This window comes from Flavobacterium sp., assembly GCF_027482425.1.
In the GTDB taxonomy this organism is placed as follows: Bacteria; Bacteroidota; Bacteroidia; order Flavobacteriales; family Flavobacteriaceae; genus Flavobacterium.
Map to the genome: position 1 here is coordinate 38846 of NZ_JAIXWA010000040.1, position 21920 is coordinate 60765.

Annotated in this window: 15 protein-coding genes; 7 read left to right on the top strand and 8 right to left on the bottom strand. The window is 39.5% G+C overall.

The window, feature by feature from the left end; translation table 11 throughout:
• Window positions 1-62: 62 nt before the first annotated feature.
• From ffh to Q0037_RS04845, 4 genes are all read right to left on the bottom strand, one after another.
• Entirely contained in the window at window positions 63-1424 is a 1362-nt protein-coding gene (gene ffh, locus Q0037_RS04830; RefSeq protein WP_297516228.1) for a signal recognition particle protein, read from the bottom strand.
• Between the two features lie 131 nt (window positions 1425-1555).
• Complete coding sequence (locus Q0037_RS04835) at window positions 1556-2017, bottom strand: hypothetical protein (RefSeq protein ID WP_297516231.1); 462 nt, start codon at window positions 2015-2017, stop codon at window positions 1556-1558.
• Between the two features lie 39 nt (window positions 2018-2056).
• Window positions 2057-2758 (bottom strand): hypothetical protein, encoded by a 702-nt coding sequence (locus Q0037_RS04840; protein ID WP_297516234.1) that lies wholly within the window; start codon window positions 2756-2758, stop codon window positions 2057-2059.
• 187 nt (window positions 2759-2945) lie between these two features.
• On the bottom strand, window positions 2946-3968 hold the full coding sequence (locus Q0037_RS04845) for a hypothetical protein (RefSeq protein WP_297516237.1): 1023 nt from the start codon (window positions 3966-3968) through the stop codon (window positions 2946-2948).
• Between the two features lie 88 nt (window positions 3969-4056).
• Between Q0037_RS04845 and Q0037_RS04850 the strand changes: the two genes are divergently transcribed.
• From Q0037_RS04850 to Q0037_RS04860, 3 genes are all read left to right on the top strand, one after another.
• On the top strand, window positions 4057-4566 hold the full coding sequence (locus Q0037_RS04850) for a sigma-70 family RNA polymerase sigma factor (protein WP_297516240.1): 510 nt from the start codon (window positions 4057-4059) through the stop codon (window positions 4564-4566).
• 42 nt (window positions 4567-4608) lie between these two features.
• Complete coding sequence (locus Q0037_RS04855) at window positions 4609-5520, top strand: FecR family protein (protein WP_297516243.1); 912 nt, start codon at window positions 4609-4611, stop codon at window positions 5518-5520.
• An 83-nt stretch (window positions 5521-5603) separates the two neighbouring features.
• The gene (locus tag Q0037_RS04860) at window positions 5604-8051 is read left to right on the top strand and encodes a TonB-dependent siderophore receptor (protein ID WP_297516246.1); all 2448 of its coding nucleotides are present in this window, start codon (window positions 5604-5606) and stop codon (window positions 8049-8051) included.
• A 31-nt stretch (window positions 8052-8082) separates the two neighbouring features.
• Here the strand turns inward: Q0037_RS04860 and argS are convergent, their stop codons facing one another.
• Complete coding sequence (argS, locus tag Q0037_RS04865; protein WP_297516249.1) at window positions 8083-9855, bottom strand: arginine--tRNA ligase; 1773 nt, start codon at window positions 9853-9855, stop codon at window positions 8083-8085.
• A 199-nt stretch (window positions 9856-10054) separates the two neighbouring features.
• On the opposite strand from argS, the gene Q0037_RS04870 reads away from it, so the two are divergent.
• A complete protein-coding gene (locus Q0037_RS04870) occupies window positions 10055-14629 on the top strand; it encodes a choice-of-anchor L domain-containing protein (RefSeq protein WP_297516252.1) in 4575 nt (1524 codons plus the stop codon).
• Between the two features lie 99 nt (window positions 14630-14728).
• Here Q0037_RS04870 and Q0037_RS04875 read toward each other — a convergent pair whose 3' ends face one another.
• Together Q0037_RS04875 and Q0037_RS04880 are read right to left on the bottom strand one after the other, a co-directional pair.
• Window positions 14729-15736, bottom strand: a complete 1008-nt coding sequence (locus Q0037_RS04875) for a 3-oxoacyl-ACP synthase III family protein (protein ID WP_297516254.1) — start codon at window positions 15734-15736, stop codon at window positions 14729-14731.
• Window positions 15737-15851: 115 nt separating this feature from the next.
• Window positions 15852-17102: a T9SS type A sorting domain-containing protein gene (locus Q0037_RS04880; RefSeq protein WP_297516257.1), complete on the bottom strand. Its 1251-nt coding sequence runs from the start codon at window positions 17100-17102 to the stop codon at window positions 15852-15854.
• A 134-nt stretch (window positions 17103-17236) separates the two neighbouring features.
• Here Q0037_RS04880 and Q0037_RS04885 point away from each other — a divergent pair, with 134 nt between their 5' ends.
• From Q0037_RS04885 to Q0037_RS04895, 3 genes are all read left to right on the top strand, one after another.
• Complete coding sequence (locus tag Q0037_RS04885; protein WP_297516262.1) at window positions 17237-19642, top strand: prolyl oligopeptidase family serine peptidase; 2406 nt, start codon at window positions 17237-17239, stop codon at window positions 19640-19642.
• Between the two features lie 125 nt (window positions 19643-19767).
• The gene (locus Q0037_RS04890) at window positions 19768-20310 is read left to right on the top strand and encodes a DUF2975 domain-containing protein (protein WP_297516263.1); all 543 of its coding nucleotides are present in this window, start codon (window positions 19768-19770) and stop codon (window positions 20308-20310) included.
• A 2-nt stretch (window positions 20311-20312) separates the two neighbouring features.
• Window positions 20313-20531 carry a helix-turn-helix transcriptional regulator gene (locus tag Q0037_RS04895; RefSeq protein ID WP_297516266.1) on the top strand — a complete coding sequence of 73 codons (219 nt, stop codon included), beginning with the start codon at window positions 20313-20315 and terminating at the stop codon, window positions 20529-20531.
• A 7-nt stretch (window positions 20532-20538) separates the two neighbouring features.
• On the opposite strand, the gene Q0037_RS04900 is transcribed toward Q0037_RS04895, so the two are convergent.
• Window positions 20539-21498 (bottom strand): ABC transporter ATP-binding protein, encoded by a 960-nt coding sequence (locus Q0037_RS04900; protein WP_367274079.1) that lies wholly within the window; start codon window positions 21496-21498, stop codon window positions 20539-20541.
• Window positions 21499-21920: the final 422 nt, after the last annotated feature.

A 21920-nucleotide genomic window follows, 5' to 3' on the forward strand; every position in this document is an offset into this window, starting at 1 on the left:
CGTATTAGTAATAAAGACAAAGGGTTTGGTTTCGTTTCCGAACTCCAAACCCTTCTTATGATTTATTGCATTCCGCCGCCGGGCATTCCTGGCATTCCTTTCATCCCTCCCATCATTCGCATGAGATTTTTCCCTCCGGGGCCTTGCATCATTTTCATCATTTTACTCATTTGTTCAAACTGTTTGAGTAATTGATTTACCTCCTCTACTTTTCGTCCTGCCCCTTTAGCGATACGTGTCTTGCGTTTCATATCGATGATCGCGGGCTTGCTGCGTTCCTTTGGGGTCATCGAATAAATTATGGCTTCGATATGTTTGAAGGCATCGTCTTCAATTTCAACATCTTTCATGGCTTTGCCAGCACCAGGGATCATTCCGACTAAATCTTTCATGCTTCCCATTTTTTTAATTTGTTGAATTTGTGCCAAGAAATCGTCAAAACCAAATTCGTTTTTGGCAATTTTTTTCTGGAGTTTTCGCGCTTCCTCTTCATTATATTGTTCTTGGGCACGTTCTACCAAAGAAACCACATCCCCCATTCCTAGAATACGATCGGCCATACGCGAAGGATAGAATACATCGAGGGCTTCCATTTTTTCTCCTGTACCGATAAACTTGATGGGTTTGTTGACTACCGATTTAATCGTTAACGCTGCACCACCACGGGTATCCCCATCGAGTTTGGTCAAGATTACACCATCAAAATCTAAACGATCATTGAAGGCTTTGGCCGTATTTACCGCATCTTGTCCTGTCATCGCATCAACTACGAAAAGAGTCTCTTGGGGTTTAATGGCTTGATGAACTTGTGCAATCTCGTTCATCATTTGCTCATCAATGGCCAAACGACCGGCCGTATCGACGATAACTACGTTGTAGCCATTGGATTTGGCGTGTTGAATGGCTTTTTGAGCAATATCCACCGGATTTTTATTCTCGGATTCGGAATATACTTCAACGCCAATTTGTTCCCCAACCACATGCAACTGGTTGATCGCTGCGGGCCGGTAAATATCACAGGCAACCAATAAAGGTTTCTTGTTTTTCTTGGTTTTTAAATAATGGGCCAATTTACCTGAGAAAGTCGTTTTTCCCGACCCTTGTAAACCCGACATTAAAATCACGGTAGGAGCCCCTGTTAAGTTAATCCCAGTAGCCTCACCACCCATCAATTCAGTTAATTCATCTTTTACAATTTTGACCATCAACTGCCCCGGCTGAAGAGTAGTTAATACATCTTGTCCCAATGCTTTTTCTTTGACTCGGGTAGTAAAATCTTTGGCGATCTTAAAGTTCACGTCGGCGTCAAGGAGTGCGCGTCGAACTTCCTTGAGCGTTTCGGCTACATTGATCTCGGTAATTTTACCGTGTCCTTTTAAAATATGAAAGGCTTTATCGAGTTTGTCACTTAAATTTTGAAACATAGTTTACTGCTAAAAAAATGATGGCAAAGATACAAATTAACCCTATGCCATTCAAGCCGAAAACAAACAAAAAACCACCCTCATGTAAGAGAGTGGTTTCTAACAAAAACACACATTAGTAGGTAATCTACTTAATTTTTTTCAAAAGTGAGATAATCGGTTCCGCCGTTACCGCCGCTGACATCGATAAGCTCAATTTTGGTATCGGTTCGGGATTGAATATCCCAATCATCGGTGATTTCCAAGAAATTAGCAGGAGCCGTGAATGCAATATTAAAATCCAAATCATCTAAACTATCATCATTACTGTTGGAATCGGTCACCGACCAAACCCCTGTATACGTTTGTGTTCCATTCGTTGCCGTCAATACATTGGAAGGACCGAAGGTAAAATTGTATCCTGTAAATTGATTGGTTTTGATGGTACCCGAATCGTTATACAAGGTGATGCGCCATGTACCTGAAGAGACGGTATTGACTACCGTCGTTTGATTGACTGATGAAGAAGAATTATCGTCATCATTACTACACATGGAGGCTACATTGACCAGAAAAACGAGGTACAGTAGCATAAGGATTTTTAGTTTTTTCATATCTATTTATAGTTAGGTTGCTTTTTGGTAGACAACAATCTAGTCGTCTAATTCGATGGTATCTTTGATACGATCTTTGATCAAATTGGCCAAGCTTTGATTGCCATCTTGATCGTTGGGATTAATTTCGATTACCCCATCACCATCGTTATCCGTAGCTACGCTGAAATCGATACTGTTAACAACAGTGTTCAAGTCAAAATTGAGGTAGAGCATAGACGTTGTGTTATCGATTACTAAATTTTGCGCAGTATCTTCATAGTCAATTTCAAAATCTTCTTCGATATTATGCCAGAAAACAAAAGGCGTTCCGTTGATCGTTCCTTCAATTTGTACTGATTTATTATACATAGGACTGTTAACCTGTTTGTTGCGACTCATGGTGAATTCAAACTCTTCATAAACGCCCGCAGGGACATTGAAAGTAGCAATATCAATTGTATTATTTAAAATATTTACGATAAATGGGCCATTCAATTCGACCTCATCGTCGCCATCAAAAAACCCATCATCATCGTTGGAAGTATTTTCGGCAAATTCAAATTCGATTTCTTTAAAGTTGAAGGTGAAAGAAGTAAGACTTACTAGAGCATTTGGACTCGCTGCGGTTACCTTTCCTTGATTATAAATACTCCTTGCTTTAAGGACTAGATTGTCACTTTTACCTCCATTATCATTACTACAAGAAGCTAGTAAAACTAAAACTAAAATCACGAAGAAAGCATAAAATCTTGTTTTCATAAGAATGTTTTTTAGAGTTATTTGATTTATTAGTAAAACAAATTACAGCCCATTTACCCTACCTAAAATATTTATTTAACATTCGTTTATTAAAAAAAAATAAAGGACTTATAAAACAAGGAGATTAGAGTATAATCAAAAAAAAAGCCTGAACAAATTCAGGCTTAACTTTATCTTTTTTTATGTGTTATAGCTTTCGCAAAACAAGATATTCTACGTCATTGTCACTGTCAATATATCGTAGTCGAATCACAGCAGTTGAATATTCGACAATCGTCCAATCTTGATCTAAATCCAACAAAATAGAGTTGCTAAAATTTAGATTTAGTTTTTGCGTATTTCCTGAAGCGGTATAGTAATTCCAGGAGCCATTGGCAAACAAACTGCCTTCAAAAACTTGAATATCGAAATTACTTAGAAAATCAAATGTATATTCCTCAAAATCATCGGTTTCGTCATCTCCATCATCATCAATATAACTCGATACATACCAAATATTATCGGTAAGTAGGGTGGTAAACGATAGGGGCGTATTGCCTACGGGGACATCACATTGCGTAAGGTTGGCATCGATAAATGTTTCAAATCCAATATTTGAGGTTATCGTCTGTGGATTGTTGTTTGCATCGGTGACCGTAATAGGATAGGTTAAGCTGTATTGAAAGCTGGACGTCAAACTTGCCAAGTACTGATACAATGACACATTATTCGTCAAAGTATAGGCTTGAGTTTGTTGATTGGAAGTATTGTATGTATTTATAGTAATTGGAAATTGCATGTTCACACAACGTATTTCCATTAAATCATCAGTGCTGTAATCCTCATAAAAATCCTCAAATTGATTGTAGCTGGAAACAGAAACCAGTTGATGGTTTTTTAATCGAAGTTGAATAGGATAGGTAAAAATAACCTCGTCACTATCGTTGGGACTAGCATTCTTTAGATTTTGAATCGTCTGAAAATCACTTTCTGATGCTACCGTTACAGTAGTTCCATTTACGGTGACCGTCACAGGCAATTGAACACTAAATCCACTACAACCGTCTAATACATTATCAAAGGCCGTTGGATTTTGAGCAATTCTTTGCAACAACCCTGTTAATATGGATGATTGGGTTAAGTTGGAATTGGACGTCGTTTCGGTCAACGATTCCTTCTCACAACTCATAATTGTAAACGCAATTCCCAAAAAAAGTAATCTTTTAAACATGAAATTAATTTAGGGTATAACAAATATAAATGCATTTTCCCTACCTGAAATTTATTTTTTTACTTTTAACCGCAAATAGTTTTGTCTCATGGAAGATGCTAACCTATGTAACGAGTCCCTTTTCGAACGTTTTTACCATTCACATGTCAAGGCCTTGCGTAATTTTCTACTTTACAAATTCGGAAATACCGAGCAAGCTGAAGATTGTACCCAAGAAGCCTTTATTAAATTATGGCAAAACTGTGGACAAGTTACTCCAGAAAAAGCAAAATCATTTTTATACACAGTAGCCAATAATTTGAATTTAAATCAAATTGCACACCAGAAAGTTGTACTAACTTATGTACAAAAAGCAAATGTTTCTTCTGCCACCTCAGAATCACCGCAGTATTTGATGGAAGAGGAAGAATTTAAAACTCGATTGTTAACCGCCATTGAAAATTTAAACGAAACCCAACGTGTAGCCTTTTTAATGCATCGAATTGATGGAAAAAAATACCATGAAATTGCGGAAGAATTAAACATCAGTGTAAAAGCTGTAGAAAAGCGGATTCATTTGGCACTGGAAGAATTACGAAAAAAATTTTCCAATTTTTAGGTAGGGTTTATACAACGATAACGGTTTTAACCTTGAATCATTATGAAAGAAGAAGAAAAATATCAATGGGCAGCTTGGTTGGATGACCAAGTTTCTGATGCGGAATTAGAGCAATTGCGCCAAGATCCGGATTATGCTGTGATGGAAAAAATTAAATCCTACACCGCAGCCTTGTGTACCCCTGAATTTAAGGAAGATGCGCTTTTGCTTCGCATTCAAAACCAGCAACGTCAACCCAGTAAATTTCGTCGTTTGTACGTAAAACAACCACTTCAATGGGCCGCTTTACTTCTTGTATTCCTTGGTTTAAGCATGGGATATATGATGACGCGATTTGAAAGTGAAATGACCGCATCGGGGGAAAATCTCTCTTTTCAATTACCCGATGATTCTGAAGTGCAATTGCATGCCGGTTCTGAACTGAATTACAAATCATGGAACTGGGATTCCAATCGCCAAGTTTCCTTAGCGGGAGAGGCGTTCTTTAAGGTCGCTAAAGGGAAGCGATTTGAGGTAGAAACTTCACAAGGAACCGTATCGGTTTTGGGAACACAATTTAATGTAAAAGTGAGAGGAAATCGGTTGGAAGTAACCTGCTTTGAAGGAAAAGTTCAAGTGGCTACCGCCTCCGAAAAAATTATACTTACACCCGGAAAAACATTGGCCTATGTTCAACAAAAGCGCCTATTTTTCCATACTACATCAGCACAGCAACCCGCTTGGATTGCTAAGGAATTAGCCTTTGAAAAAGAGAAACCTCAAGATGTTTTGGCAGAACTTGAGCGCCACTTTGACATTACAATCAAAGCACCAGCGTTCCCGAAAAACGAATTATTTACCGGAAAATTACCCGGTGATAGTTCGGAAGCTGCCCTACACTTGCTGGCCCATCCTTATCATTTCAAAGTGGTCAAAGTTAATGACCATGCCTTTTCCTTAGACGCTACTCCTTGATGCGATTTCGATACTTTTCAAGTTTCTTACTTTACTATATCTCCTGTTTGAGCACTTTTGCTCAGTCAGGAGATCCAGTTTTTTTGGCAACTGTATTAAAAGATATCGAACAACAGCACCGTGTTGAATTCAGCTACATCGAAAGTGACATCAACCCACTAAAAGTACTTCAACCTCCTTATTCCTTTTCGTTAGATGCCAAACTCGTTGCGATATCTCGACAAACCCTGTTGGCCTTTACCAAGGTAAACAACCGATACATTTCAGTATCGGACAATCCTCAGAAAAAAGTTCGATTTCAATTGTTTCTTAGGGATTCCGAATGGAAAAAACCAATTGAAAATGCACGTATAACAATACATCCAAGCGAAAGTGTACTCTTTTCGGATGAAAATGGTTATGTTTTTTCTACAGAAAAAGAGGTTACCGCACTTACAATCCAGCATTTAAATCATGCTGCCGTTCGATTAACCGATTTGAATAAAATCAATGGCTCCGTTTTTTACCTCAACGTGAAACCCACTCAATTGCAAGAGGTAGCTACGCAATTTTATTTCACTAAAGGGGTGACTAAAAAATGGGATATGGGGTACGAAATAAAGCCGAAACAGTTTGGACTCTTACCTGGACTTACCGAAGCGGATGTTTTTGAATCCATCAAACAAATTCCAGGAGTAATTAGCGCCGATGAAACGCTTTCTAATTTGACGATTCGCGGGGGAACCCAAGATCAAATACTATTTCAATGGAATGGAATGCGGTTGTATCAAGTGAGTCATTTTTTTGGCTTACTCTCGGCTATAAATCCCAATTTAACCCACAAAATCAATATTATAAAAAATGGAACCTCTCCGTTTTTGGGCGAGAGTGTCTCGGGAGTAGTTTGCCTGTCTACCTTGGATGATACAGAGAAATCACCTCCTTTGGAATTGGGACTCAACCTCATTAATGCCGATGCAACGTTTCGCCATCGATTTTCTAAAAATGCACGTTTGGCCTTAAGTGCACGTCGCGCGATTACCGATGTGTTGAATACACCAACGTATCAAAACTACTTCGATAGGGTATTCCAAAACACCATTGTGACCGATTTAGGACAAGCTGCAACCACGAATTACACTACGGAATCCAACTTTTACTTTTTAGATTTCACGGGGCAATATGCCCAAAAGATTGGTTCTAAAACTACTTTAACTTTTGATTTTCTGACCATTTCCAACCAACTTAATTTCAAACAATCGCGTCAAGAAAATACGTTACTTATTGAAAAAGAAAATGGGTTGAATCAAGAAACTTTTGGCGGTGTAATCAATGGAACTATAGTATGGAATGCCAAAACAAATAGTGCATTGAAAGCGTTTTTTACCCGACATGAACTCTATGCTTCTAATGAAGCGCTGTTTTCTAATCAAACCACATTTATACGAAACGATATTAACCATTTGGGACTTGAATGGCGTCAAGCGTATATCTGGACACCCGAAATCACTTTGGATGCAGGTTATCAATGGGATGCGATAAGCAATCAAAACATCACCCGAGTCAACAGTCCTTTTGTGGATCGCAATGAAGTGAACGTATTGCAAAATCATGCCTTAATTGCGAATGTTAATTGGCAACGAAACGCTTTTAAGTTGAGTGGCGGCCTACGACAAAACTATTATGAACGCTGGGGTGTTTGGCTGACTGAGCCCCGTTTTACAGCGACTTGGCAATTTCATCCCGCATGGGAATGGGAATGGGCTGGGGAAATGAAAAGTCAAACCGTTAGCAAAATAGTCGACCGTCAACAAGATTTTTTGGGAATTGAACGCCGGCGTTGGATTTTTAGTAATAACGAGGATCGTCCGATTTTACAAAGCCGACAACTGTCTTCAGGAATTACCTTTAAAAATAACGGGTGGCTTTGGGGTACTGAGCTTTTTGCTAAAAAAGTAACAGGCATTACTGGGCGTAGTCAAGATTTTCAAAATCAATATGAAAATTTGGACTTCTATGGAGACTTTTTGGTATATGGCGCGGAAATTCTTTTACAAAAAAAATGGGAAAATTGGGTAAGTTGGATCACCTACAGCTATAATTATAACACCTATACGTTCAAAGGATTACGTCCCGAGAGTGAGTTTCCTAACAACAACGAAATTCGACACCATATCGCTTCAGGTATTGGATATGTGAACAAAGCCCTCAAAATCACGTTGGGAGGAAAATGGTTTAGCGGCCGTCCGACCACTTTACCGAGCGAACCCGCTATTCTTTTTGATCCCCAAGCAGGAAATAGTTTTGTCAATTATCAATCGCCCAATAGTGATCGCTTGCCTGAGTTTTTCCAGCTGAATGCTTCGGGAAGTTATGCTTTTTCCCTTCAAAAACATACCCTAACCTTGGGGGCTTCGGTGATTAACTTGACCAATACGCAAAATCGTATCAACCAATTTTTCAGGATTAATACCAATGCGCAAACGTTGGAGCAAATTGACACCTTTTCTTTGGCACGAACGCTCAATATTTTTGTGCGCTATTCGCTATAAAAAAATCCGACATGCATCGGATTTCTTTTTTTTACATACGTTCAGGAACTTGAATTCCAAGGAGTCCGAAAGCTTTATGAATCGTTACGGCGACTTTTGCTGAGAGTTGTACACGAAACACTTTTTTATCCTCATCTTCTTCTCCCAAAATAGATACCGATTGATAAAACGAATTGTATTCTTTGACCAATTCATAAGTATAATTGGCAATCAAGGCGGGACTGTGGTTACGTGCAGCGTCTTGAATGACAGCTGGGAATTGAAAGAGTTGCTTCAACAACGCTTTTTCTTTGGGATGCAATGCAACGAGAACCGGGTTTTGATACTCAAAATCGGCTTTTCGCAAAATCGACTGAATTCGGGCATAGGTATACTGAATAAAGGGTCCCGTATTGCCATTAAAATCTACCGATTCTTCAGGATTGAATAGGATTTGCTTCTTTGGATCGACTTTTAAAATGTAATATTTCAAAGCCCCTAATCCGATGATACGATATAACTCCTGCTTTTCCGCTTCAGAATATCCGTCTAGTTTCCCTAACTCAGCAGCAATATTTCCTGCCGTTTGGGTCATATCATGCATCAAATCATCGGCGTCAACTACGGTTCCTTCACGGGATTTCATTTTTCCAGAAGGTAATTCAACCATACCGTACGATAAATGATACAAGTGTTCAGCCCAAGTGAAACCTAATTTTTTGAGGATTAAGAATAACACTTTAAAATGATAATCTTGTTCATTCCCGACAGTGTAGACCATGCCCTTAACATCGGGATAATCCTTCACCCTTTGAATGGCAGTACCAATATCTTGTGTCATATAGACGGCAGTACCGTCGGAGCGCAAAACAATCTTACGGTCGAGGCCATCGGCGGTCAAATCAATCCAAACAGAGCCATCGGGATCGCGTTCGAAGATTCCTTTGTCCAAACCTAATTGCACCACTTCTTTTCCAAGCAAGTAAGTATTGCTTTCGTAGTAATAACTATCAAAATCAACCCCTAAATTGGTGTAAGTAGTATTAAAACCATCATAAACCCACTGATTCATAGTCTTCCAAAGAGCGACTACTTCGGGATTACCCGCTTCCCATTGGCGCAGCATTTCTTGTGCTTCGAGTAAGATTGGCGCTGTTTTTTTGGCTTCCTCTTCAGCAACACCTTGCGCTAGAGCCTTTTCAATTTCAGATTTATAAGCCTTATCGAAAGCGACATAATAGTTTCCTACGAGTTTATCGCCTTTAATACCGTTTGTTTCGGGTGTCTCACCGTTTCCAAATTTTTGCCAAGCCACCATTGACTTACAAATATGGATTCCGCGATCATTGATAATTTGAGTTTTGTATACTTTTTTTCCCGAGGCTTTTAAAATTTCGGCCACGGCATAGCCTAATAAGTTATTGCGAATATGGCCAAGGTGTAATGGTTTGTTAGTATTCGGGGAAGAATATTCGACCATCACGGCCTCTGTCGCTTTGGGGGTAGAAAATCCAAAAGTGGCGTCTTCCCGTATTTCTTGAAAGGATTGGACGTAAAACGAATCGGCAATGGACAAATTCAAAAAACCGGAGACAACATTATAAGCCGTTACCTCTTGCGTATTTGTCAACAAATACTCACCGAGGAGGGTACCGATTTGAACGGGATTGCCCTTGATACATTTTAAAAAAGGAAAAATAACAACGGTAATGTCTCCTTCAAACTCTTTGCGCGTCTCCTGAAATTCAATTTTCTCAGGGGTTACGTCAAAATGAAGCGCTAGGGCTTTTTGAATGGGAACAGTTAAAAAATGTTGAGTCGTCATTGGTATTTTTTTTGATGGCAAATATACCACATAAAAAGAATAGTAATTGTAATCCAATGCCTACGAATACCATTCCTCAGAAAAATTGATTATATATAATCTTTTTCTTACAATTAACATAATTTTATACATTTCATCGATTTTATTTGTTTTTTATCGATTTTATAGTGCATATTTGTTTTGTCAAAATCAAGCCCCTATGAAAAAACTACTAACCCTTTTGTTACTGTGCATCAGTGTCGCAGGCTTATCACAGCCGATCACTGTTGATGCGAGTACGTATACCGTACCGCAATTGGTCAATAATATTTTGATCAATTCTCCATGTATTTCAACACAGAATATCTCTTGGCGTACGGGTTCCAATTTTGGATCTGTTAATGGTATTGGATATTTTGTGAATACGAATCCAAATTTCCCTATGCAAAGCGGTATTGTCTTATCAACGGGTAGTGCTGTTGAAGCAGCAGGACCAAATACTGTTTTATTGAACTCAGGAAATGTTGCTTGGACGGGAGACACTGACTTGGAAGCTATATTGGCTGCTTCTGGGATTTCGATGAATTCTACTAATGCTACGGTTCTGGAATTTGAGTTTTCGGCATTATCGCCCTATTTCGATTTTAATTTCTTATTTGCTTCTGAAGAATATGGCAATTTTCAATGTCAATTTTCCGATGCCTTTGCCTTTTTGTTGACGGATTTAAGTACTGGTACAACACAGAATTTGGCGGTGGTACCAAACACCAATACGCCTATTTCGGTAGTAACCATTCGTGACTTTCTTTACAATTCGGGGTGTCCATCGGTAAATGAGCAATATTTTGGTCGTTTTAATGGAGGAAACAATGCCGCTTCGGCTCCAATAAACTACAACGGTCAAACTACGGTATTAAATGCAACTGCTACTTTAGTCCCAGGGCGCAATTACCGAATCAAATTGGTCATTGCCGACCGCGGTGATTTCAATTCGGATTCGGCTATTTTTATTGCTTCCAATAGCTTCAATATTGGACAAAATGTATTGGGTCCAAACCGAACTGTTGCCAGTGGCACGGCGGTTTGTCAAGGGGGATCTACTGTCATTACTTCTGGACTTAATCCAGCTCAATATTCGTTTCAATGGAGTCGTAATGGTGTCGTAATTCCAGGACAAACTAGTCCAACACTAACAGTAACACAACCAGGAACGTACGCGCTTACCTACACTAATATTGCCTTTCCATGCCAAGAAGTTACGGATGAGTTAACGGTAGAATTTCATGCTAATTTTGTATTTCCGAATCCTGTGAATTTATACAAATGTAATACGGGAAGTAGTCCTTACACTTACAATTTAAATTACAATACTGGCCATGTTACTAATGGTATTGCGCCTGGTCATACAGTAGCCTATTTTGCAACACAAGCTGATGCGCAAAACAACGTAAACCCCATTGGAACTAGTTATGTTAGCGCAGGAAATGAAACGATATTCGTTCGCGTAACGAGTCCGGTAACAGGCTGTGGTATGGTAAAATCATTCCAATTACTACTAACCGCACCTCCCGTTGCCAATACTCCAAATACCGTACAAATGTGTGCGCGTCCCGATGGAAGTCTAGTAAATTTTAACATCCGTCAAGCGGTTTCCAGCCAAGTATTGGGAGGTCAAAATCCAACTATTTATGGGGTTGGCGTATACCAAACCTTGACTGATGCTACCAACAATACCAATATTGTTGCTAATGGTGTCATCAGTTCATTGGGTGGAACTTGCTATGTTCGTGTATTCGTATTTACCGACCCAACGTGTTTTGCTGTAGTACCCGTAAACATGGTAGTATTACCTATTCCTCCTGTAGATGATTTGGAAAATGTAATCACGTGTGATGATTATACGCTTCCTGCCTTAACCAACGGACAATACTTTACAGAGGTTAACGGACAAGGAACGCAATTATTTCCCGGGGATGTAATTACGCAAAACTCCACTATTTACATTTTTAATAGTAATCCTACCCCTCCATTATGTCCTAATCAAACGTTTTTCACTATTACAATTATCCGACCCGATGAATCTATTCCTGATGAGGAGCATTGTAACAGTTATACCTTACCCGCTTTGGTACGCGGAAATTATCACACTGCTCCCAATGGAGGAGGTATGTTATTACCTGGAGGAACCATTATTACTACCTCACAAACTATTTACTATTATTTTATTTCACCAGAACCGCCGTTTTGTCAAATTGATATGCCATTTAATGTCACCATTATTCCTTTTGGTGATGTGCCAACGATGGATAACGTCTATGATTGTACGTCGTATACCTTACCTTCCTTGTCATTTGGTGCTTACTACACCGAACCAGGCGGACAAGGAACGCAATTAGCGCCTGGAACGGTACTCACAAGTACACAAATGGTATTTATCTATGCAACCAATGGTACCTGTACAAGTCAGTCTTCATTTCAAGTTGTTATCGGTATGAACTTCCCTACTTCAGTTAATGAGTGTGTTTCTTTCACGTTACCTGCTTTAGACGCTGGAAATTACTATACAGGTCCTATGGGAACGGGAACACAAATTCCAGTGGGAACAGTGATTAATACCACACAAACCATTTACGTATATGCAGTGACCCAAAATCAACCGAACTGTACCGATAATTACAATTTTACAATTTCCATCAGTTTACCACCATTAAATCCTCCACAAAATGCGGCAGGATGTGGAAGCTATGAATTACCTCAACTTCCTTACGGGAACTACTTTACTGGACCAGGCGGAACAGGAGACATCATGTTTGCTGGAGATTTAGTTACTACTAGTCGTACCATGTATGTTTACCTTGATGGTGAAGGAGGATGTGTAAATGATGTAAGTTTCCCTGTAACTATTCATCCTTTCCCAGAAGTTGACTCGCGTTCTGATATTGATGCGTGTCATGCGTATGTACTCACCAATTTGGAACATGGAAATTATTTCACAGGTCCAAATGGAACTGGCACACAATTACAAGGCGGTGATGTTATCCAAACAACGCAAACCTTATATATTTATGCAGAAAGTAATGGATGTACTAATGAAACGAGCTTTTCAATCAACATCTTCACTATTGATGCCCATGAGTTAAATGATGTTACCGTTTGTGATTCGTATGTACTTCCAGCGTTACCCGGAAACAATAAATATTTTACCCAAACAGGAGGACAACACGGAACGGGTCAAGAGTTGGCTCCTGGTACTACCGTCACAACTTCCCAAACAATCTATATCTATGTAGAATCGGGTGAACGTATCAATTGTTCCAATGAAAGTAGCTTTGTCGTTACGGTAAACCAAACGCCTGTATTACCCGTTATCCCATCCGTTTTTGTTTGTGAATCTTATACGTTACCGACTCTTACTGCAGGAAACTATTACACTCAACCTAATAAAGGAGGAGATTTAGTTGCCGCTGGTACAATGATCACTTCAAATCAAACTTTGTATGTGTATGCTGAAACGGGAACTACACCTAACTGTTTTACTGAAACTAGTTTTTCAATCACAATTTATAATGTTCCTCAAATGAATAATGTTGTTTCTTGTTCGAGCTATGTTTTACCGGCTTTAACAACAGGGAACTATTTCAACGGACCCAATGGGACAGGAGGACAAATTGCAGTGGGCAGTGTAGTCACCCAAAGTCAAACCATTTACGTGTTTGGTCAATCGGGATACACTCCAAATTGTACCGATGAAACGTCGTTTACAGTAACAATTGTTCCTGCTCCAACAGCTCAAGCTGTACCTGTAGCGCAGCGTACTTTTTGTGATACCGATGGAACAAATGATGGTGTTTTAAACCTTGATTTAACCCAATTCAATACTACGGTTTTGGGGAACCAAAGCGGTCCTGAATTTGTAGTTACCTATCACGCTACATTAATTGATGCACAAAGCAATACAGCTTCCCTTACGCAAAGTGCTGCTAGCCTTGTGTATGTTCGTGTGAGCAATACGTTAGCACCAGATTGTTTTGCAGTACGCACGCTTCAATTCATCATTAATAAATTACCTGAGCCAACACCACAAGATGGTATCATTTGCTACAACACTACTACCAATCAGTTGATCCAATCGTACACATTAAACAGTGGTCTATCGGCTTCAACACACACGATTCGTTGGTATAATGAAGAAGGAAATCAAGTTGGTACGGGTGCAGTATATACGGTTCTTACTCCTGGTGTATATAGCGTTATTGCCACAAACAACGCTACGGGATGTGCTTCAGAGGAAGTCATGGTGACTGTAACTCCTTCTGAACCTGCAATTGTAACGTATACTGTGAGTGAAGATTTTGCAGATTCGCAAACATTGACTGTAAATGCACAAGGCAGTGGTGAATATGAGTACCAATTGAATAACGGTGAATTTCAAGACAGCCCTATCTTTTACAATGTAATGAGTGGTTTCCATACGTTGACCGTTCGTGACAAAAACGGTTGTGGTCTTACCGTATCTCAAATTGTTGTAGTGAACTACCCGCATTTCTTCACACCCAATGGTGATGGTGCCAATGAAACATGGAATATTCGCGACTTACGGGATCAAGAAGTAGCTTACATCTATATTTATGACCGTTATGGAAAAGTGCTTACTAAAATCAAACCTTCGGGATCGGGATGGGATGGTACGTATAACAATACACTTATGCCTTCTGATGATTATTGGTTCGCTATAACCTATCAGAAAGATGGACAAGAAAAAGAATTTAGAGCGCATTTTGCGTTGAAACGATAACACCTTTTTGCCCCAAATGAAAAGGATAGTAATTACGTTTGTACATGAAAAAGCCCGATGGAATGTCGGGCTTTTTTTAGTTGTAAAATCGGGGTTGAATTACCATCGAATAATGGCACTTCCCCAAGTAAAACCACTACCAAAGGCAGCCAAAACGACTAAATCACCTTCTTTGATTTTTCCTTGCTCCCATGCTTCAGTTAACGCAATTGGAATCGAAGCGGCTGTAGTATTGCCATACTTCATGATATTATTGTAGACTTGATCGTCTTGTAAGCGGAACTTTTGCTGAATGAATTGAGCAATACGCAAATTAGCTTGATGTGGAATCAACATATTGATGTCGGAAACCTGCAAATGATTGGCTTCCAAACCTTCATTTATGACTTCTGTGAAACGAACCACTGCATTTTTAAACACAAATTGGCCGTTCATATATGGGAAATACGATTCATCATTGGGATCATTATCGCGAATAATATCAGTAACCCAACGCTGTCCCATCCCGGGTGCAATCAAGGCCAATTCTTCAGCGTGTTGTCCTTCGGAATGTAAATGGGTCGAAAGAATTCCTTTTTGCATTTCGGTTTCACGACTGATAATCGCCGCTCCTGCCCCATCGCCAAAAATGACGGAAACGCCCCGCCCTCGTGTCGTCATGTCTAATCCATGGGAGTGTAATTCAGAACCAATAATCAATATATTCTGATACATACCTGTTTTGATGTACTGATCGGCAATGGAAAGTGCATATACAAATCCCGAACATTGGTTGCGAATATCCAATGCTCCCACCGTTTTTAATCCCAAATCACGCTGCACCAACACGCCCGGTCCCGGAAAATAATAATCGGGACTAAGGGTAGCAAAAATGATAAAATCGATATCGTCTTTAGAAATTTGAGCGCGTTCAATTGCTATTTTGGCCGCCTTAACCCCCATCGAGGTGGTCGTATCTTCGCCACGAATCACATGTCGCCGCTCCTGAATCCCAGTACGTTCTTGAATCCAAGCGTCGTTGGTATCCATGCGTTGGGACAAATCATCATTAGTGACAACATTATCGGGAACATAAAAGCCTAAGCCTTTTATTTTGGAACGATACATAGACTTCTTTTTTACAAAATTAAGTCTACAAATTTAGTGAATTGTTAAAAAACTGACCTGATTACCACCCAAAAAATAGTGCTTTTGACAAAATTTAAGTCCCTAAATCCTTGACCTATTTTACAATTTTTACCGATTGACGACCGGTATTGGTATGCAGATTTATATAATACACCCCTGAAGGATACGGGAAATCAAATTGATACGCTTTGGGTCCTTTGTGCTGAATCTCGTCGATAATCAATGTTTTCAACCATTTCCCTTGGGCATCATACAAACCTAAGTTCAAATGATCGGTCCCCAAATATTCAATAGTGAGTTGCAATTTATCGCGAATAGGATTGGGAGCAACAGTAACCTGCAAGGGCATACGTCCTTGGTCTACAAAAGTAGTGGCGCTCAAATTGCCCGACAACTTATAAATTGTGGTGCCACAAGCAAAGGCTAAGGTCGAATTCACCATGAAAATGCGGTTCAAATTCCCTCCTACGTTGGTATTCACCCAGGTATCGCCTCCATCGGTGGTTTCATAAATCCCTGCTGAGTAGCCCCCCATCCAACCGTGATTGGCGTCTAGAAAACCTACCGCTTGAATACCGGTTTCAGGGGCTGTTTTGGTTGTCCACGTTTGTCCTCCATCACTAGAGGCAATCAATTTTCCAGTCTGAGGACCAAACGATTGCACTGCGCCAAAGATTTGATTGGGATTATTGGGTAAAACTTGCAACTTCCAAACATACTCGCCGGGAATCGAACCGTTATACAATACCGACCACGATTGTCCGCCATCGGTGGTTTTTAAGATTAAAGCTCCAGTAGCATTATTTCCGCAAGCAAAACCCGTTTGCGCATCCAAAAAAAGTACTTCTACCAACGCATTGGCATAGGTTGCCATATCGGAATATTGCCAGGTTTGGCCGCTATCGGTTGACTTAATCATGTAAGCAGGAGAAAAATAAGCACCGCAGCCATACACCGTTGATCCTATAGCATCAAGGCCGCAAATGGCTTGTGGATTGGGCGAAATAGAAACTAAATTCCACGTAATACCCCCATCCGTTGTGCGGTAAAACTTACCGTTTAAGGTGCCTAAAAACCCAACATTTTCATCAATGAATTCGATATTTCGAAAATAATGATCACTTCCTAAAAGAGCATTGTTGGTTTGCAAAACCCAATTTTCACCACCATCGGTTGTTTTATAAACCGCTGCATAATACCCATTGGCAGCCCAACCGGTAGTTTCATTTAAAAAAAACACATCATCAAAACGTTGTCCGTTGGTATTCACGGTAATGTTGGGAAGAGGCGCCCACGTTAACTGTGCGTACATTGGGAAACAAAAGCACAAAAGAAGGAATCGCATTGTTTTCATCGGGTTGGAATTTGACCAAATGTAAAAAAATTAACTTTTTATTAGTCGTTCGATTCAAATAAAAATAGGAGTTTTAACTTCGTGAAAACATTTCGTTTTAAAAGACGAACAACAATCCAAAAAAAATGAAATTAAAAGCTTTCTTTTTATTCCTGTTAACGACCTCCACTTGGGCTCAGGAAAATGTTACGTACCAAAAACCACCCGCCGAAATTATGACCTTGGCCGATTACCAACGCGCTCCTTCGGTTTCAATGGATAGCAAGAAAAACTATATGTTGCTCTCGTATCGCAATACCTACAAATCCCTCGACGACTTGAATCAAGAGGAAATGCGATTGGCAGGTTTACGTATCAACCCCATCACCAATAGTGCGAGTACGACCAATTATGTGAATAATTTAAAACTGCGTAACGTAAAAGATGCGCAAGAAATGCAAGTCAAAGGTTTGCCTGAAAACCCGAAGATTGCCTTTATCACATGGTCGCCTGATGAACAAAAAATTGCGTTCACGCATACTACGGCCACTGGCGTTGAATTGTGGGTAATTGACGTGGTTACCGCTACGGCCAAGCGCCTTACAGAGGCCGTTTTGAATGCTAATTTGGGTTCGCCCTTCCTATGGAAAAACGACAATTCACAGTTATTGGTATTGCAATTACCCTCCCAACGGGCTGCCTTAGTTGACGAAAAAAAGGACTTACCTACGGGTCCTACGGTTTCGGTGAGTGAGGGCAAAAAGTCGCAAAACCGAACGTACCAAGACCTTTTAAAAAACAAAACCGACGAAGCCAATTTTGACGCATTGGTGCAATCGGAGTTGTACTGGATTGGATTGGACGCCAAAAAAACCTTGTTTAAACCGGCTGCCATTTATGCCAGCATGAGCTTTTCCCCTGATGGAAACTATTTGATGCTTACGCAAATTGAGCGTCCTTACTCGTATATCGTACCCATGAGTCGTTTTCCACAACGCTCTTTGGTGTATCGAATTGATGGCACTTTGGTGCAACAAGTAAACGAAGTCCCTTTGACAGAGATTATGCCCAAAGGATTTTCTTCGGTACGCAAAGGAAAACGAAACATGACTTGGCGACCTGATCAAGCGGCAACTTTGTTTTATGTGGAAGCTTTGGATGAGGGTGATGCGGGAAAAACGGTAACACACCGTGATGCACTATGGGTATGGGAAGCGCCATTTACTGCGGCTCCACGTGAATTTATGCGAACCCAACAACGTTTTGCAGGAATCACTTGGGGGAATGAAACGGTGGCCTTTGTGTATGATGATTGGTATGATACGCGAAATCAAAAAACGTACTTTATCAATCCTTCGATCAACAATACAAATCCCAAAATTGTATGGGATGTAAACTCACAAGACATTTATGCCGATCCGGGTAATTTTGAAACCAAGCGCAATGCATACAATCGAAATGTTTTGGCTATTGAAAACGACAATTTATACCTTTTAGGCGATGGATTCACCAAAGAAGGACAGTTTCCTTTCGTGGATGAATTTAGCCTTAAAACATTAAAAACCAAACGATTGTATCAATCTAAGTTGAAAGACAAAAAAGAGGATTTACTTTCGATTGAAGACTTCAAAAAAGGGGAATTGCTTGTCATGATTCAATCCAAAAACGAATTCCCGAATTACTTTTTCCGGAATATAAAGTCTGGGAAGTTAACACCTATTACCCAATTTAAGAATCCTTTTGAAAGCATTAAAAATGTGTACAAAGAAGTGATCAAATACAAACGCAATGATGGAGTAGAACTTTCAGGCACTTTATACTTGCCCGCCAATTATGATCGAGTGGCTAAAAAAGAAAAATTACCGTTGTTAATTTGGGCGTATCCTGCCGAGTTTAAAGACAAAAATTCAGCTGGGCAAAGCGACAAGAATCCGAACGAATTTACTTTTCCCAACTATGGCTCTTTTGTGTATTGGGTAACCCGAGGCTATGCGGTGCTTGATGACGCATCGTTCCCGATTATTGGGGAAGGAACTACCGAACCCAACGATACTTTCATTCCCCAATTGGTGGCCAATGCCGAAGCAGCGATTAATGCCGTTAACGATTTGGGCTATATCAATCCGAAAAAAGTGGGTGTAGGTGGACACTCGTACGGGGCATTTATGACGGCGAATTTACTAACCCATTCCAATTTATTTGCTTGTGGGATTGCGCGAAGTGGGGCGTACAACCGAACACTGACACCATTTGGATTCCAAAGCGAGCAACGAAATTATTGGGATGTTCCTGGCGTGTACAACACCATGTCGCCATTTATGAATGCAGAAAAAATGAAGACTCCTTTATTATTGGTGCACGGCGATGCCGATAACAATCCGGGGACATTTACCTTGCAATCGGAACGGTATTTCCAAGCATTGAAAGGCTTAGGAGCGCCTGCGCGACTGGTTTTACTCCCCAAAGAATCCCACGGATATGCGGCCAAGGAAAACATTTTACATTTACTTTGGGAACAAGATCAATTCTTGGAAAAGTATCTAAAGAACTAAATCGCTCCTTATAAAAAGATGAAAGCCCGAAGTTAATCTACCGGGCTTTTTTATGTTAAAAAATATTTATTTATTGTTTTTCAATAAATATTTATTTTTTTACATTTGGATTAAAACTCTAACTCATGGAAATAAAAATTTCAACACAAACGCTTTTACACCTTTTTAAAGGCCTCACATGGATTGTATTTATTGGCTTATGCATTCAAGCGGGTAGCATTCTTTTTAATGTACTTTATGCGGTAAGTTACCAACCCAAAGCGGCTCAGTATTTTTTTCTTGATCAATTAATCGATGTAGCGCCCGGCGATTTTGTTGTTTTGATGATTCACATGTTAATCGTTGCAGTACTTAAGGCGCTTTTATTTTACATTGTTTTAAAATTATTTACTGAAAAACGCTTTGATATAGCGAAACCTTTTAACATTCATTTGCAAAAACTTTTAGCCAATATGGCCTATCTTTCGCTTGGGATTAGTTTTTTTGCTGCTTGGGGAACGCGTTTTTTAAAACATCTAACGGCTATGAAAATTGAACTTCCCGACAATGAAACCCTATTCATGGGGGGCGCCGATGTTTGGCTGTTATTGGGCATTATACTCTTGGTTCTGTCCCTTGTCGTCAAACGCGGTATTGAAATGCAACAAGAAAACGAACTTACGATATAACGATGGCTATTATTGTAAACTTAGACGTCATGATGGCGAAACGAAAAATGTCGTTGAACGAGCTCTCCGAGAAAGTAGATTTGACACTTTCCAATCTATCGATATTAAAAACAGGAAAAGCCAAAGCCATTCGTTTTTCAACCTTGGAGGCCATTTGTAAGGTATTGGACTGTCAACCGGGTGATATTTTGGAATATGCTCCTGAAAAAAAGACAGAATAAATTGTGGTTATCGGGACGTTAACTGGATAAAAACATGGGAACCTTCAGCGATGGGTTCAAAATGAATACCATAAACCAATGCCATACCTATTCGCAGCGCCAGTAAATAATGACTTCCTTTAAAATAGCTTTGTTCTACATGAGCGAGTATACCCTCTGAGGTAATTTGGACTTGATGCGGAAATACGTGATAAGTTTGACCTCCTACTTCCAAAATCGATACTTCCTCAAAAAGTGAAGCTACATACGAATCCGAAGTATGGTACAACTCCTTTGGGGTTCCTTGAGCAATGGCGTTTCCTTCTTTCATCACCAATACAGCATCGGCATACGACAAAACATCCGTAGTATCGTGCGTAGCAATAAGAGTAGTGATGCCTTGCTTTTTTAGATAATGAAATAATTTCCGGCGCAGACTGTTTTTACGGAAATTATCGATATGACTAAAGGGTTCGTCCAATAATAAAACTTCGGGTTCTTTGGCTAAAACACGAGCCAAAGCGACCCGTTGCATTTGCCCACCGCTTAAATATTTGGCCTTTACATGGGCATATTCGGTCATTTCAACAGTGTCTAAAAGTTCAAATATGCGTTCTTTTTTTTGATCAGGGTAAAAATTGGACAAATACTTCCCCACATTTTCAGCTACAGTAATATAGGGCATTAAATCAAAATCTTGAGCTAAATATTTCATAAACTCCATCCCGGGAAGCAAATGGTACTTGGGTCCCAGAATTTCGATTTCATTCCAAAAAATCTGACCTTCATCAAGATCAAACAACCCATAAATCGCTTTTAAAAGGGTACTCTTTCCGCAACCACTTTCGCCTATAATCGCATGACAACACCCTTGTGGAACTGAAAAATCAATGGTTTTCAGTGTAGGTTCGTTTTGATACGAAAAAGAGACAGATGAAACTTTTAGCATGGTACAAAGGTACAATAAACGGAAAGTCTTCAATGACATCACGTATCGATTTTAGTCGAAAAATACATGAAAAGGGAGAATCAAAACGATTGTTGTTAAATTGATTTTCGTAAAGCCATACATTTCGATTTTATGAATTTTACTTTTTATATTTTTTTTACTTAAAATTTTAAAATACATCAAATATTTAATTTAAAATATTTACACATATTCAACCTAAACAATCTTTTTCCAGTAAAAACATTGATTTCACCTATACATCATTACAACATAACTGCTTTTGGATTATGATGCCCCCGATTTAAATAAATAGAAAAGCATTGTCACTTTATCTTCAATACTAGTGATGGTTACTAGGAATAGTGGGCGATTAAAAAGGAAAACAAACCTTGTATAGTTTTTATACACTATAGGAAAACTTTTTGTATGTCTTAGCCTTATAAATTTGAGAATCAACGAAG